Annotated in this window: 11 protein-coding genes; 6 read left to right on the top strand and 5 right to left on the bottom strand. The window is 67.3% G+C overall.

Annotated features, from left to right (window positions below; genetic code table 11):
• Nucleotides 1-77: 77 nt before the first annotated feature.
• From ypfJ to rpiA, 4 genes are all read right to left on the bottom strand, one after another.
• Nucleotides 78-1073, bottom strand: a complete 996-nt coding sequence (gene ypfJ / locus V7082_RS05555; RefSeq protein WP_334146624.1) for a KPN_02809 family neutral zinc metallopeptidase — start codon at nucleotides 1071-1073, stop codon at nucleotides 78-80.
• A 165-nt stretch (nucleotides 1074-1238) separates the two neighbouring features.
• On the bottom strand, nucleotides 1239-1994 hold the full coding sequence (locus V7082_RS05550; RefSeq protein ID WP_334146623.1) for an SDR family NAD(P)-dependent oxidoreductase: 756 nt from the start codon (nucleotides 1992-1994) through the stop codon (nucleotides 1239-1241).
• Nucleotides 1995-2169: 175 nt separating this feature from the next.
• Complete coding sequence (gene gorA, locus V7082_RS05545) at nucleotides 2170-3540, bottom strand: glutathione-disulfide reductase (RefSeq protein WP_334146622.1); 1371 nt, start codon at nucleotides 3538-3540, stop codon at nucleotides 2170-2172.
• 327 nt (nucleotides 3541-3867) lie between these two features.
• The gene (gene rpiA, locus V7082_RS05540; RefSeq protein ID WP_334146621.1) at nucleotides 3868-4590 is read right to left on the bottom strand and encodes a ribose-5-phosphate isomerase RpiA; all 723 of its coding nucleotides are present in this window, start codon (nucleotides 4588-4590) and stop codon (nucleotides 3868-3870) included.
• Between the two features lie 281 nt (nucleotides 4591-4871).
• On the opposite strand from rpiA, the gene V7082_RS05535 reads away from it, so the two are divergent.
• The gene (locus tag V7082_RS05535) at nucleotides 4872-5576 is read left to right on the top strand and encodes an HAD hydrolase-like protein (protein WP_334146620.1); all 705 of its coding nucleotides are present in this window, start codon (nucleotides 4872-4874) and stop codon (nucleotides 5574-5576) included.
• Between the two features lie 76 nt (nucleotides 5577-5652).
• On the opposite strand, the gene V7082_RS05530 is transcribed toward V7082_RS05535, so the two are convergent.
• Nucleotides 5653-7734 carry a methyl-accepting chemotaxis protein gene (locus V7082_RS05530; RefSeq protein ID WP_334146619.1) on the bottom strand — a complete coding sequence of 694 codons (2082 nt, stop codon included), beginning with the start codon at nucleotides 7732-7734 and terminating at the stop codon, nucleotides 5653-5655.
• A 689-nt stretch (nucleotides 7735-8423) separates the two neighbouring features.
• Here V7082_RS05530 and topA point away from each other — a divergent pair.
• The 5 genes from topA to rpmG all read left to right on the top strand — a co-directional run bounded on the left by topA (nucleotide 8424) and on the right by rpmG (nucleotide 15287).
• Entirely contained in the window at nucleotides 8424-11159 is a 2736-nt protein-coding gene (topA, locus tag V7082_RS05525) for a type I DNA topoisomerase (protein ID WP_334146618.1), read from the top strand.
• A gap of 261 nt (nucleotides 11160-11420) precedes the next feature.
• Complete coding sequence (gene rnr / locus V7082_RS05520; RefSeq protein WP_334146617.1) at nucleotides 11421-13742, top strand: ribonuclease R; 2322 nt, start codon at nucleotides 11421-11423, stop codon at nucleotides 13740-13742.
• Nucleotides 13743-13819: 77 nt separating this feature from the next.
• Nucleotides 13820-14254, top strand: coding sequence for a DUF983 domain-containing protein (locus tag V7082_RS05515; RefSeq protein WP_334146616.1), 435 nt, complete (start codon nucleotides 13820-13822; stop codon nucleotides 14252-14254).
• A gap of 18 nt (nucleotides 14255-14272) precedes the next feature.
• The gene (locus V7082_RS05510; protein ID WP_334146615.1) at nucleotides 14273-15022 is read left to right on the top strand and encodes an NUDIX hydrolase; all 750 of its coding nucleotides are present in this window, start codon (nucleotides 14273-14275) and stop codon (nucleotides 15020-15022) included.
• A gap of 97 nt (nucleotides 15023-15119) precedes the next feature.
• Complete coding sequence (gene rpmG / locus V7082_RS05505; protein ID WP_334146614.1) at nucleotides 15120-15287, top strand: 50S ribosomal protein L33; 168 nt, start codon at nucleotides 15120-15122, stop codon at nucleotides 15285-15287.
• Nucleotides 15288-15653 lie beyond the last annotated feature (366 nt).

Genomic DNA, 15653 nt, shown 5'->3' with positions numbered 1-15653 from the left:
CATGACCATGTTTCGGAACGACTCTAGACCTTGATCACTTCAGGCCCCATCCGCCTGAAGTGTGAACCCATCCGGTCTCAAAGCTCGCCCGAGTTGAACGTATCGCAGACCTTTATCTGCCCCGACTGGAAGCCGCGCTTGAACCAGTCCACGCGCTGAGCCGACGAGCCGTGCGTGAAGGCATCCGGCACGATGCGGCCCTGCGTGCGCTTCTGGATCATGTCGTCGCCGATCTGGCTCGCGGCATTGAGCCCCTCGTCGATGTCGCCAGGCTCGAGCCGGTTCTTGAGCTGATCGTTGAGGTTGGCCCACACGCCCGCAAGGCAGTCCGCCTGCAGCTCCATCATCACCTGGATGCGGTTGCCCTCGCGCTCGCTGACGCGGGCCTTCGCCCGCTGCACCTGATCGGAGATGCCGAGCAGCGTCTGCACGTGATGACCGACTTCGTGCGCGATGACGTAGGCCTGCGCGAAATCCCCCGGCGCGTTGAAGCGCCGCTTGAGCTCGTCGTAGAAGGCGAGATCCACGTACACCTTCTGATCGAGCGGGCAATAGAACGGCCCCATCGCCGACATGCCCGTGCCGCACGCCGTCTGGGTGCCGCCGCTGAACAGTACGAGCTGCGGCTCCTTGTACGTCTTGCCGAAGCTCTTGAAGACCCGGCTCCACACGTCCTCCGTATCGGCGAGCACGCGGGAGATGAACACCTTCATCTCGTCGACGCCCTTGGGAGCCGGTTGCGCCTGCTGCTGGCCCGGCGCCTCGGCCCCCGGCAGCCCGGGAATGTCGAACGGGTTGCGGTCGCCCTTCGGCACCTGCTTCTGCTCTTGAGGGATCTGCTGCGAAATGTCGGGGAAGCCCTGGCCGCCGCCGAGGAGCACCTCCAGCGGATTGATGCCGAAGAACAGCATGATCGCACCGAGGATCAGGAGCGTCGTGAAACTCATGCCCCCGCGCCCGCCGACCGGGATCTGGAAGCCGCGTCCGCCGCCTCCCGGAAACCGGAATCCGCCGCCCTGGCCGCGCCGGTCCTCAACGTTGTTGCTCTGGCGATCGTCGTCTTCGTAGCGCATGAGGGCACCCGTGCTCGTTTGCGTCTTCCTGGACCATAGCGCCGCCAGGGGGAGGAGTGCTAGCCGTTTGCCGAGGACACCGCATCACCCACCCGATCGGATCGACGTGTGGCCCTTTACTCCGGCCCGCCCCCCGTTCCGGCTTGAACCCTGCTAGGTCATGCCCTAAAGCCCGGCCGACATGCCGCCGTCGACGGCGAGCTCTGCGCCGGTCACGTAGGCCGAGTCGTCGCTCGCGAAGAAAAGCGCCGCCCTGGCGATCTCCTCGGGCGTCCCGAAGCGCCGCATCGGCGTCTTGTCGAGCAGCGCCTTGCTGATCATGGGGTTCTTGATAAACCGCTCGGTCAGCGCGGTATCGATATAGCCCGGGGCGATCGCGTTGACGCGAATGTTGTAGGACGCATACTCGACGGCGAGCGCTTTCGTCAGCGCCGTGACCGCGCCTTTGGTCGCCGTGTATCCGGCGAGCTGGCGCAGGCCGCGCCGCCCCATGATCGACGACACGTTGATCAGCGACCCGGCGCCGGACGCCTTGAGCAGCCCGAACGTATCGCGCGCGACCCGCACCACGCCGTCGAGGTTGACCTCCCGGATCTTCACCCAGTCGGCATCCGAGAGGTGCCGGAAGTCGCTACGGACGTTGAGCCCGGCGTTGTTGACCACCACATCGGCACGCCCGAACGCGCGCTCGACCTCCCGCAGAAGCGCCGACACGTCCTGGCCGCGTGACACATCGACGGTCATTGGCGTCGTTGCGAGCCCTTGCCCGCGCAACGCCTCGGCGGCGGCGGCCGCGCTCTCACCGTTCACGTCGGTGACGAAAACATGCGCGCCTTCGGCGGCGAACACGCCGGCAATGGCGCGCCCGATGCCGGCGCCCGCGCCCGTCACCACCGCGACCTTGTCCTTCAATCGATCCATGCGCTTCTCTCAGAAACCTTCGCGTAACACGCCACGCCGCTCCCCCGCTTGTGCGGGAGGTCGGGAAAGCAACCTCCGGGGCGCCCGGCCATGGGGCTCCCCGCCCCCTGTGCCCCATCCCTAGCTCCTCCCCGCGCGGAGGAGGGCAATGATCGTCTCGTTTGCTGAATCGCGGCTACGCCGGAGCCGGGGCCCACACCTCGCGCATCGTCACCAGCTCCTCGGCGGCTGACGGATGCAGCGCCACCGTCGCGTCGAAATCGGCCTTGCGGGCGCCGAGCTGGAGCGCCACCGCCGCCATCTGCACGATCTCGGCCGCATCCACTCCGAACACATGGCAACCGAGCACCCGGTCCGTCGCCCGGTCGACGACCAGCTTCATCAGCATGCGCTCCTCGCGCCCCGACAGCATGTCCCGGAGCGAGCGAAAGCGCGACTTGTAGATGTCGACGTCGTGACCGAGCGCCTGTGCCGCCGCCTCCGAGAGCCCCACCGTCGCCAGCTCCGGCGTCGTGAACACCGCCGTCGGGATCAGCGAATGATCGACCTGCGTCGGCTTCCGGCCGAACACCGTATCCGCGAACGCGTGCCCCTCGCGGATCGCGACCGGCGTCAGGTTCGCCCGGTCGGTCACGTCGCCCACCGCATAGATGCCTTTGGCCGTCGTCCCAGAGAAGCTGTCGACGATGATCTCGCCCCTGGCGCCGGTCCGTACGCCGGCCGTCTCGAGCCCGAGGTCAGCCGTTGCCGGCTCGCGCCCGATGGCGGAGAGCACGAGATCGGTTTCGATCTTACCGCCGCTGTGCAGCGCCACGCGGAAGCAGCCGACATCCTGCGCCACGCCGACGAGAGATTCGTTCATCATGAGCCGGATGCCCCGCGCCGCCATCGCCTCCATGAGCCCGTCGCGGAGATCCTCGTCGAACCCGCGCAGCACCTTGTCGCGGCGATGGATCAGCGTCGTCTCGACGCCGAGCCCGGCGAAAATCGAGGCGAACTCCACCGCGATGTAGCCGCCGCCGCAGACCACGATCCGCTTCGGCAGCGCCGCGAGCGCGAAGATCTCGTCCGAGGTGACGATGTGGGCGGCGCCCGGAATGTCGCCGTAGCGCGAGGGCCGCCCACCGGTCGCGATCAGGATCGTGCCCGCCGCGACCCGCTCGCCGTCCGCGAGCTTGACCGCACTCGGCCCGTCGAGCCTGGCCCGCGTCTTGAACGTGCGCACGCCCTTGGCCTCGAGGTTGCGCTCGTAGATCCCTTCGAGGCGATGGATCTCGCGATCCGTATTAGCGATGAGCTGCGCCCAGTCGAACATCGCCGGCGCCCGCGCCCAGCCGAAGCCGCGCGCGTCCTCGAACAGGTCGCCGAAGCGCGAGGCGTAGACCAGGAGCTTCTTCGGCACGCAGCCGCGGATGACGCACGTGCCGCCGATCCGGTCGCACTCGGCCAGCCCCACCTTTGCGCCGTATCCGGCAGCGATGCGCGCCGCGCGCACGCCGCCCGAGCCGCCGCCGATGACGAAAAGATCGAAGTCGGTTTGTGTCATGGGAACGAGGGCCAGCCTGAGGAAGGGAGATCGGCGCCACCCTGACCGAACGACGCGCCCCACGCAACCGTCCCGGCGGCCGCAGCGCGACTACACCGCTTGTGTCTTTACCAATTAGGCGTCTGGATCCCGGCCGCCCATGCGGAGCATGGCTTCGCGCGTCCATGCGGAGCATGGCTTCGCGCGTCCATGCGGAGCATGGCTTCGCCATGATGTCGGGATGACGTTGCTTGTGCGGGGAGCGGCCAAACCCCTTCGACGTCATCCCGGCGCAGGCCGGGATCCAGACACGCCTGAAGCAGAGGCAAACCGGCAGCCGCCCGCGCGCTAAACGGCTTCCTGGCCTTCGCCGTACCTGGCCTCGATCACCGAGACGCCCTCGGGTCCGCCGATGATCGCCGCATCCGCGATGCCGAGGAACAGCCCGTTCTCGACCACGCCGGGAATGAACTTCAGCGCCTCGTCGAGCGACTCGGGGTCGTCGATCTGCCCGAACGCGCAATCGAAGATCAGGTTGCCGCCATCGGTGACGAACGGCGTGCCGTCCGGCTTGAGACGCAGCGTGATCTCGCCGTGGCATCCGGAATCACCGGCCAGCATCTCGATCATGTTGCGCGTCGCCGTAATGCCGAAGCGCACCACCTCGACTGGAAGCGGGAAGCGGCCGAGCTTGTCGACGCGCTTCTGGGCGTCCGCGATCACGATCATGCGGTCGGAGGCGGTCGCAACGATCTTCTCGCGCAAGAGCGCGCCCCCTCCGCCCTTGATGAGCCTGAGCTCGCTGTCGAGCTCGTCCGCGCCGTCGATGGTGAGGTCGAGCAGCGGCGTCTCGTCGAGCGTCGAAAGGGGAATGTCGAGCGACCGGGCCAGCGCGCGCGTCTGCTCCGAGGTCGGCACGCACAGGACCGAAAGCCCCTCGCGCACCTGGGCCCCCAGGAGCTCGACGAACACGGATGCCGTGGAGCCGGTCCCGAGCCCCAGTCGCATCCGGGGCTCGACGAAGCCGAGGGCCCGCCGTGCCGCGGCCAGCTTGTAGCTATCAACCGACATCCGTTGTCCTTCCAAAACCCACTGTCTGCCAGTCGTTCCGCGACAGGGCAAGCTTCAAGACGCGTCGGCCCCGGCCGGCCGACGCTGCCCCGCGGCAAGCCGCAACCTTGCAGGACCGGCACGGTGCGCCTAGGCTGCCGGCCCGCAGGGATGCGGCTCCTTTTGCGCGGCCGGCTCGTTGCGAAAGCTTGCAAACCGGAGGTTTGCGGCGCGTCCCGCCGGCCGCACGAAAGCGCGCGTCGATACCCATCCAATGATGAGGGCACAGACTAAACCAAGCCATGCAGAATGCGACCCTCGTCTTCGATCTCGACGGCACGCTCGTCGATTCTCTGCCTGATCTCGTGGCGGCAACGAACCATGCCCTCGCCGACCTGTCGTTGCCCGCTCTCCCCGCCGCGACCTTGCGCAAGGCAGTAGGGTTCGGCGCGCGCCGCATGATCCTGGACGGCCTCGCCCGGACGGGGGTGACGTTGCCCGATCCTGAGATCGACCGGCTGCTGGCCCGCTTCCTCGCCTATTACGAGCCCAACATCGCCCGCGAGACGCGGCCGTTCGACGGCGCCGTCGCGGCGCTCGAAGGCTTTCGCGCGGCCGGCGCGCGCCTCGCGGTCTGCACCAACAAACGCCTCGCGCTCGCCGAGCGCCTTCTCGAGGCGCTCGCCATCGACGGCCTTTTCGACGCCGTCGCCGGCGGCGACAGCTTCCCGGTCTGCAAGCCCCACCCCGACCACATCCGCGGCGTCATCCGCATGGCGGGGGGCGATACGGCCGCGGCCGTCATGGTCGGCGACACCGGCATCGACATCGCGGCCGCCCGCGCGGCGGCGATCCCGGTCGTGGCCTGCACCTTCGGCTATGCGACCGAGCCCATCGCGGCCCTGAAACCGGACGCGATCATCTCCCATTATTCGGAGCTGGACGCCGCCGTCCGCGCGCTGCTCGCCGGCGCTCCCGTGGCCGCGCCGCAGCCTTCCGCCTCGTAGGCATTGGCAACGGAAAGCCCCGGCAGGAGATCCCGCCGGGGCGATACGTCAAGCCGGACGATACCGCTGCTGTGGCTTACGCCGCGCGCACGGTGACCAGGAACTTCTCCACCTCGCGGTGCAGGCTCTCGCTTTCGCCGGCAAGCTGCTTGGCCGACGTGAGCACCTGCGACGACGCCGAGCCGGTGTGGGACGCGCCTTTGCTCACGTCCGTGATGCTGCTCGCGACCTCCGACGTGCCCTTCGCCGCCTCCATGACGTTGCGGCTGATTTCCTTGGTCGTCACGTCCTGCTGTTCGACGGCCGCCGCGATTGCACCCGAGATCTCCGAGATCTTGTTGATCGTGCTCGTGATCTCGCGGATGGCGTTCACCGCCTCGCTGGTTGCCGACTGCATGCCCGCGATCTGCGCGCCGATATCGTGGGTCGCCTTGGCGGTCTGGGCGGCCAGCGCCTTGACCTCCTGCGCCACGACCGCGAAGCCCTTGCCCGCGTCCCCCGCCCGCGCCGCCTCGATGGTGGCGTTGAGCGCCAGCAGGTTCGTCTGCCCCGCGATGGTGCTGATCAGGTTGATCACGTCGCCGATCCGGTCGGCGGATTCCGAGAGCGCGTTGACCTGATCGTTCGTCCGCGCCGCCTGGCCCACCGCCTGGGAGGCGATCGTCGTGCTTTCCTGCACCTGGCGGCTGATCTCGGTGACGGTCGCGGCAAGCTGCTCGGAGGCCGCGGCCACGCCTTCGACGTTGGCCGACGTCTGCGAGGATGCCGCGGCGGCGCCGTTCGAAAGTTGCTGCGTCGTCTCGGCCGTGTCGGTCAGCGAGATCGCCGCGCTCTCGAGCTGGCGCGCCGTCGACGACACGGTCTCCACGATACCGCCGACGGCCTGCTGGAACGCGTCGGCCAGGCGTCGCATCTGTCCCTTCCGCTCCTCGGCCAATGCCGCCTCGCGCGTGGCCTTTTCCTCCGCCTCGCGGCGAGCCTTCTCCTGCAGGCTGTCGCGCACGCGCAGCACGGCCTTGCCGATGGCACCGATCTCGTCGGAGCGCGCGGCCTCGGGGATGTCGGTGTCGAAATCGCCCGCCGCCATGCGATCGAAGGAGGCGGCCAGCGCCCCGAGCGGCCGTCCGACGAGCGCACGCAGCGCAACGAAGAACAATCCGGCAACGATCAGAATGCTTGCACCCGAGAGCGCGTACATGGTTGCGCGCGTCTGCGAGATCGTGGCCTCGAGCGTGGCCACCGGAACGGCGACCACGAGCGCCCACAGATCCGTCGTGCCGCCGGCCGCGATCGGCGTGGCGAGGAAGCGCCACGGCTGTCCATCGGCGCCGATGCCGTCGACCGACACGACGCTGTTGGTCTCGATCGCTTGCTTGGCCGCCGTGGCGGACGGCGCGTCCGCATCGGCGAGCGGCTTGCCGATGGCCTGGGCGTTGGGATGCGTCACCGCGACGCCGCCCGACGAGACGAGCGACACGAAGCCCGTCCCGAACGGCTTGATCTGCTGCATGCTGACGTTGAGGTTGTCGAGGCTGAGGTCCACGCCGCCGATGCCGACGGTCTTGCCGTTGAGCACGATCGGCACGCTGAACGACGAGAGGAGCGCGTCCTTGCCGGCGATCGGATAGAGGTAGGGCTCGATGGCGACGGCCCGGTTGTGTTGCATCGGAAGCAGGTAGTAGTTGCCGACGCCCGGCTTGTCGTAATCCATGAGCACCTCGCGCACGAGCGTGTCCGTGGGCCTGTTCCAGTACACGAGATAGCGTCCCGTCGCGTCATGGCCTGCGGTGTTGGCGAACTCGCTGTCCCGGCCGTCGAGCGCATTCGGCTCCCAGCCCGTCCACGTGCCGAGGAGATCGCCGTTCTTTTCGAGAAGCGCCTTCAGCATCTGGTCGAAGACCGCCCGATCGACCACGCCCTGCGATTTCAGCGCCGCGCTGACGGTCGCGATATTCTCGGCCACCCGGGCCGCCACATCCAGCTTCTTGCTCGCATCCAGCGCCTGATTGTAGGCGATATTGTTCTGAATCTCTTTATTCTGCTGATCGATCACGTCGCCGGCGTTTTGAGCAAGGAAGTACGTTCCAATACCGAAGACACCGGCAATCGCCACCGCAGCGACGAGCGATATTTTGACTGGAAGAGAGTTCATGCGCATGACAGCGTTCCCCGAACCACTGAGAAGAAACAAAATTCACATGCGCTAATAAGTATCGGGAATACTTAATAATTAGGAACTGCGCGCTTGAGTCTAGGGTCGCTCAAACAAAAAATTAGCATTTCATCGGTGCGCAAACAAAATTTGCGTAAAAATCCGATAATCGTTTCCAATGCATCCGTCGGAGAAGAAATTCTTTCGGAAACTTCAACGACAATGGCGGCGCCACGAAGAATTTCCACGAATTCCGTTTGCGGATGCCACCCCAGAAACAAATGACCTGCTGCGCGCAAAATCGGCGTCCGGCCGGATCCATTTGTGGCCCCGCGTGGAAAGCCCTGGCCCACAAGGACGCTCGAACGCACGGAGGGCAGCATCGTCCGGGTCGAGTGGGAGATACATGCGGCATCTCTGCCGGCCGGGGATCCTGAGGCTGGCGCTGAGGCCTCGGGAGCCGCCCATTTCGGGGCCCTGGGGCCGCCATGGCGGCCTTGCCGCGCGGGCCGATCGGAAACGCCGGGAAAGCCCTCCGTTTGACAGGCGGCCGTTCCTTCCCCATGTTCCGGCCCCGAGTTTCGAGCAAACCAGCCCGCGCAGCACGCAGCATCGGACAATTTTAAGTTGAATTTGGGCTTTTTTGCCCGCGCACCGGAATCGTGCCAGTCGGCCGGAGGCCAGAGAAAGCGCACATGAACGTGGTCATCGTGGAATCGGCCGCCAAGGCCAAGACGATCAACAAGTACCTGGGCGCCAATTATAAAGTGCTGGCCTCCTTCGGCCACGTGCGCGACCTGCCGTCCAAGGACGGCTCCGTCGCCCCCGACCGGGATTTCGAGATGACCTGGGAGATCGACCAGGGCTCCCAGAAGATCATCCGCGAGATCGCCGAGGCCGTGAAAAAGGCCGACAAGCTGATCCTGGCCACCGACCCCGATCGCGAAGGCGAGGCCATCTCCTGGCACCTGCTCGACATCCTGCAGCAGAAAAAGGCCATCAAGAAAGGGCTCGAGATCGAGCGCGTGGCCTTCAACGCCGTGACCCGGCAGGCGATCCTGGCAGCGCTCGCCGAGCCGCGCCGGATCGACGAGCCGCTGGTGGACGCCTATCTCGCCCGCCGCGCCCTCGACTACCTCGTGGGCTTCACGCTCTCCCCCGTGCTCTGGCGCAAGCTGCCCGGCGCCCGCTCGGCCGGCCGCGTGCAGTCGGTGGCGCTACGCCTCGTCTGCGACCGCGAAGCCGAGATCGAGGCGTTCAGGACCGAGGAGTACTGGACCATCGAGGCGACGCTCGCGACGGAGCGCGGCGAGGAGTTTCCCGCCCGCCTCCACGCCATCGATCGCACCGCGTTGAAGAAGCTCGACATCAAGGACACCGAGGCGGCGCATGCCATCAAGCGCGCCATCGAGAAGGGCGAGTTCCGCGTCGTCTCCGTCGAAAGCCGCGACGTGAAGCGCAATCCGTACGCGCCGTTCGCCACCTCGACGCTGCAGATGGACGCCTCCCGCAAGCTCGGCTTCTCCGCCAAGCAGACCATGCAGATCGCCCAGCGCCTCTATGAGGGCGTCGACGTGGGCGGGGAGACCGTGGGTCTCATCACTTATATGCGAACCGACGGCGTGACCATCGTCCCCGAGGCCATCAACGCCATCCGCGGCCTGATCGCGCGCGAATACTCCCAGCGTTACGTCGCCCCCTTCATCCGCGAGTACAAGACCAAGGCCAAGAACGCCCAGGAGGCGCACGAGGCCATCCGTCCGACCGACGTGGCGCGCACACCCCAGTCTGTGGCGCGCTATCTCGAGAAGGACCAGGCACGGCTTTACGAGCTCATCTGGAAGCGCGCGGTCGCAAGCCAGATGGCATCGGCCGAGTTCAAGCAGACGACCGCCGAGATCGAGGTCAAGGGCCGCGACGGCAAGACCTATGTCCTGCGCGCCACCGGCTCGGTCGAGCAGTTCGACGGCTTCCTCAAGGTCTACGACGAAGGCCGCGACGATCGCGTCATGACCCTCGCCAAGGGCAAGGAGGACATCTCCGACGACGACGACACGAGCCGCCGCCTGCCCCCGCTCGGGACCGGCGACCGCCTCGCCGACCGCGGCATCGAGGCCGAGCAGCACTTCACGCAACCACCGCCCCGCTATTCGGAAGCCACCCTCGTCAAGAAGATGGAGGAGCTCGGCATCGGCCGCCCGTCAACGTATGCCTCCACGCTCGCCGTGCTGCAGGAGCGCGACTACGTCCGCATCGAGAAGAAGCGCCTCGTTCCCGAGGACAAGGGCCGCCTCGTCATCGCCTTCCTCGAGAGCTTCTTCAAGAAGTACGTCGAGTTCGACTTCACCGCCGATCTCGAGGAGAAGCTGGACCTCATCTCCGCCGGCGATCTGGAGTACAAGCAGGTGCTGCGCGATTTCTGGCGCGACTTCGCGCGGGCCGTCGAGGAGATCAAGGACCTGCGCGTCGGTGACGTGCTGGAAGCGCTGAACGAGCTCCTGGGTCCGCACGTCTTCCCGCCGAAGCCCGACGGCTCTGACCCGCGCCTCTGCCCCAAGTGCGGCACCGGCCGCCTCTCGCTCAAGGTTTCGAGCAAGAACGGCGCTTTCATCGGCTGCGGCAACTACCCCGACTGCAAATACACGCGCCAGCTCACGGGCGAGGCGACCGGCGCCGGCAGCGAGCGCGAGCTCGGCTTCGATCCCGAGAGCGGCTTGCCGGTGCTGGTCAAGAGCGGCCGTTTCGGGCCCTACCTCCAGCTCGGCGAGGGCGAGGGCGACGAAAAGCCCAAGCGTTCCTCGATCCCAAAAGGCATCGACGCCGCCACCATCGACTTCGAGAAAGCCCTGCAGCTCCTATCGCTGCCGCGTGAGGTCGGCATCCATCCGGAGACCGGCACGCCGATCACGGCCGGCCTCGGCCGCTACGGCCCCTTCATCCAGCACGACGGCACCTACGCCAACGTCGACAGCATCGAGGACGTGTTTACCGTCGGCTTGAACCGCGCCGTGACGCTGCTCGCCGAGAAGCGCGCCGGCAAAGGCGGCGGCCGCTTCGGCCGCGCGGCGGCGAAGACCGTGCTCAAGGACCTCGGCGAGCATCCGGGCGGTGGCGGCAAGATCCAGGTGCTCGACGGCAAGTACGGCCCCTATGTGAGCTGGAACAAGGTCAACGCTACCGTGCCGAAGGGCACGAGCCCCGAAGCACTCACCATCGATGAGGCGGTGCGCCTGCTGCAGGAGCGCATCGCCAAGGGCGGCGGCAAGAAGCCCGCGAGGAAAGCCGCGGCCAAGCCGAAGGCGACCAAGACCACGAAGGCTGCCGAGGGCGACGACGCCAAGCCCGCCAAAGCTAAGACCAAGCCGAAAGCCGCCAAGAAGCCGGCCACAAAGGCGAAGAAAAGCGCCGCCAAAGCCGACGCCGAAGGTTGAGAGCATGGCAATCCGGCGCCAACCGTCTCGCTGCGTCGGCGTCCCAAAGCTGGCCCAGCGCAAGGACGCCTGGTGTCAGAACAAACCTGCGGATCTGGATCCCGGCCTCCGCCGGGATGACGAACCTGGGCGGATACCGGTCACTCCACCACTGACGTCACACCGGCGAAGGCCGGTGTCCCAACAAGTCCGGGTAGAAGCAGGCGTCCGCCGTCCCGCAATGCCGAGCCAAACCGGCGCATGCACCACAGGGATCGCCTGATGGCAAAGAAGCCGCCCGGGAAACGTCCGGCGTCGAAGGGAGCACGCAAAGGCTTCCGCACCGCGCCGGCCAAGCGGCGGCCGCGCGACACCGAAGCGCTTCCCTCGCGCGAGGAAATCCTGGCCTTCCTGCGCGAGCATGAAGGCACGGCCGGAAAGCGCGAGATCGCCCGCGCATTCGACATCACGGGCGACGCCCGCATCGCCCTCAAGAAGCGCCTCGCCGCGATGGCCGCCGAGGGTTTGCTCGCGGGCACGAAGCGCGACCTGCGCGAGCGCGGCAAGCTGCCGCCCGTCACCGTGCTGGAAGTCACCGGCCGCGACGAGGACGGCGACCTCATCGCCCGCCCCGCCGTCTGGAAGGACGGCGACGGCCCGCCGCCGGCCGTTCTCGTCCTCACGCACCGCGCGCGCAACGACGAGCGCGACGCCGCCATCGGCGTCGGCGACCGCATTCTCGCGCGCATCACGGAGCTCGACGAACCCGACGTCGAGGGCCTCTCCTACGAGGCCGAGGCGATCAGGATCCTGCCCCGCGACCGCCGCCGCCTGCTCGGCATCTTCCGCACGCGCAAGGGCGGAGGTGGCACCATCGAGCCCGTCGACCGCAAGGAGCTGCGCGCGTGGTCCGTCCACGCGGGCAACGAGGGCGAAGCCGGCGACGGCGATCTCGTCCGCTTCGATCTCTCGGTCAGGCACCGTCATTCCGTGTCGGAAGCGCGCGTGCTCGAAAGCCTCGGCAACCCCGACGACCAGCGCAAGATCAGCCTCATCGCCGTGCACGCGCACGGGCTCCCCGATGACTTTCCCGCCTCCGTCCTCGCCGAGAGCGAAGCCCTGACGGCGTTCACGGCCGATGGCCGCGCGGACCTGCGCGACACGCCCCTCCTCACCATCGATCCCGTCGATGCCCGCGACCACGACGATGCCGTCTACGCCAAGTCCGACGGTGACCCGGACAACCGCGGCGGCTTTGTCGTCATCGTCGCCATTGCCGACGTCGCCCACTACGTCCGCCCCGGCACGCGCCTCGACAAGGAAGCCGAGTTGCGCGGCAACTCGGTCTACTTCCCCGATCGCGTCGTGCCGATGCTGCCCGAGCGCATCTCGAACGACCTCTGCTCGCTGCGCGAGCACGAGGATCGCCCGTGCCTCGCCGTGCGCATGGTCTTCGACGCCAACGGAAAGAAGCGCCGCCACGGCTTCCAGCGCGCGGTGATGAGAAGCGCCGCCAAGCTCTCCTACCAGGAGGCCCAGGCCGCCATCGACGGCAATGTCAGCGCAAAGTGCGCGCCTCTCATGCAGAGCGCGCTGTTGCCGCTGTGGCAGGCTTACGCCGCGCTCTCCCGCGCCCGCGACGCGCGCGGCCCCCTCGACCTCGATCTCCCCGAGCGCAAGATCCTTCTCGACGAGAACGGCCGCGTCGCTCGCGTCGTCATTCCCGAGCGCCTCGACGCCCATCGCCTGATCGAGGAGATGATGATCCAGGCCAACGTCGCCGCCGCCGAGACGCTCGAGCAGGTGAAGATGCCGCCCGTCTATCGCGTGCACGACGAGCCGTCGAAGGAGAAGCTGAAGAACCTGCGCGAGTTCCTCGAAACGCTCGACCTCAAGCTCGCCGGCGGCACGGGGCTCAAGCCCGAGGCGTTCAACCGCATCCTGGTGCGCGCCAGAACGCTGCCCGTGCCGGAGCTCGTCAACGAGGTGATCCTGCGTGCGCAGGCCCAGGCGGAATACACGCCGCGCAACATCGGCCACTTCGGCTTGAACCTCGCGAAGTACGCGCACTTCACCTCGCCCATCCGCCGCTACGCCGACCTGCTGGTGCACCGCGGGCTGATCCGCGGCCTGAAGCTCGGCACCGACGGCCTGGAGGATCGGGAGATCGCGCGTCTCTCGGACACCGCGAAGGAGATCTCGAACGCCGAGCGCCGCGCCATGGCAGCCGAGCGCGAGACCGTGGACCGCCTGATCGCCGCCCATCTTGCCGACCGCATCGATGCCACCTTCGAAGGCCGCATCGCCGGGGTCACGCGCTCGGGGCTCTTCGTCAAGCTCAAGGACACCGGCGCCGACGGCTTCGTGCCGGTCTCGACGCTCGGCCGGGATTTCTTCACGCACGTCGAGGAGGCGCACGCCCTCGTCGGCAACCGCTCGGGCGAAACCTACCAGCTCGGCGACGCGGTCAGCGTGCGCCTCGTCGAGGTCATCCCCTCCGCCGGCGCCATCCGCTTCGAGATGCTGTCGCCGGGCAAAACGGGCACCCTGTCCCATCTCAAAGGTGTCCGCCAGGTTCGCCGCCGCTTCGGCAGGCGCCGCTGAGACGCGACGGGACAGTGTGTGGCCTTTATCCGCCGTCGCGGAGCCCTTATTGTTGAGGCCGACAGGATGGAAAGCGCATGATCGAATTCGAGACCGCACCGCTGGTCGACGCAAAGCCGAAGCGTGACGTCAAGGAATCCCTGCTGCGCGGCTGGCGGCAGCAGTGTCCGGCGTGCGGAAAAGGGGCGCTCTTCTATAAGTATCTGAAGGTCGCCGATACCTGCCCGGCGTGCGGCGAGGAGCTGCACCACCAGCGCGCGGACGACGCGCCCCCTTATTTCACCATGGTGATCGTCGGCCATGTGGTGGTCGGCGGCGTGCTCATGCTCGAAAAGAACGTCGCGCCGCCGACCTGGGTCCACATGGCCCTCTGGCTGCCCCTCACCGTAGGGCTGAGCCTCTGGCTGCTGCCGCGCGTGAAGGGCGCGCTGGTGGGGCTGCAATGGTCCTTGCGCATGCACGGCTTCGGCGGAGAGACCGACGACCCGATGCCGGATCCGTCGGCGCGCTGACGGCCCGGAGTAGACGCCATGCCGGAGACGCGCCGCGCGAGCCCCACCGACATCGCGCGACCCGCCCGGGTTGCGTTGAGACCGCGCGACGCCGCAACCCTTGTGCTCGTCGATCGCACGGGCGGCAGCGCCCCACGCGTCCTGATGGGACGCCGACGCCCAGATCAGGTTTTCCTCCCCGACACGTTCGTTTTTCCCGGCGGGCGCGTCGAGACGGCGGACAGGGCATTGGCCCGCAGCCACAGGCTTCCGCCGCATGAGGAGCAGTGCCTCAAGATCGCCATGCGCGGCCGCGCCTCCGACATCCGCGCCACGGCCCTGGCGCTGGCCGCCGTGCGCGAAACATTCGAGGAGACGGGCGTGATCGTCGGCGAGCCCGGGGATCACGACGCGCCCGCGCGAACCGGCGGCTGGGTCGGGTTCCAGGCGCAAGGCTTCCGGCCACGCGTCGGCGCGCTCGCCTTCTTTGCGCGCGCCATCACCCCGCCGGGGCGGCCGCGGCGCTACGACACACGGTTCTTCCTGGCCGATGCCTCCGAGATCGCCCACCGCACCGACCGGAGCGACGGCGAGCTCCTGGATATCGACTGGTTCACCCTATCGCGCGCACGGACCTTGAAACTTCCCTCGATCACGCGGCACGTCATCGAGGACATCGCGGCCCTCATGGACCGCCCCCATACGGACGCCGTGCCCTTCTATTTCCATCGCTACGGCCGCCTGGAGCGCACGCTCCTGCCCCGCGCCCAAAGGCCGCCCGAAACGTGAAATGTACACGCGCCCATGCGGCTTGACACCGAAAGCGCGGTCAGTATGGTGCCCAATCCGAATTTGAGGCGCATTTCACTTCGAGGTCTTGAGACCAATGGCCAAGCAGATCACCCAGAAGATCAAGCTGCTCTCGACCGCGGGCACCGGCTTCTTCTACGTCACGAAAAAGAACCCGCGCACCGCGACGGAGAAGCTCGTTTTCAAGCGTTACGACCCCGTCGTGCGCAAGCACGTCGAGTTCAAGGAAACGAAGATCAAATAAGCCGCGCACGGGACCTGCACCTGCCGCGGAACGGGGGGGGAAGGGTCTTCGCCCTCGCCACGGGCCCGGAAACAGGCGAAGCCGATCCGCAGCTTAGCGGCGCGGAATCGACGAACCCCAAGCACCGAGATCCAAGTTGTATTTGGAGCGAAGGCCCTCAACCAGGGTCCGTAACCGGCTCGGCAGCGGGGTAAGCATTCCGAGAAAGCCACGGACCCTGGCCTGGTGACCAGATGGGGTCAAAGAGGGCGTTGACGTCCCATCTGGTGTCGTAGCGGAGCAGAACGGTATCTTCGAGGAGTCGCTTCAAATGTCGCGACTCCTGGGCATTTTCCGCTCCAATGAGGAGATGCGGCGAACGGGCCG

It is taken from the genome of Hyphomicrobium sp. (assembly GCF_036833075.1).
Classification (GTDB): Bacteria; Pseudomonadota; Alphaproteobacteria; order Rhizobiales; family Hyphomicrobiaceae; genus Hyphomicrobium_C.
Note: the sequence above shows the minus strand (reverse complement) of the source record. Positions and strands in the feature narration are given on the sequence as shown.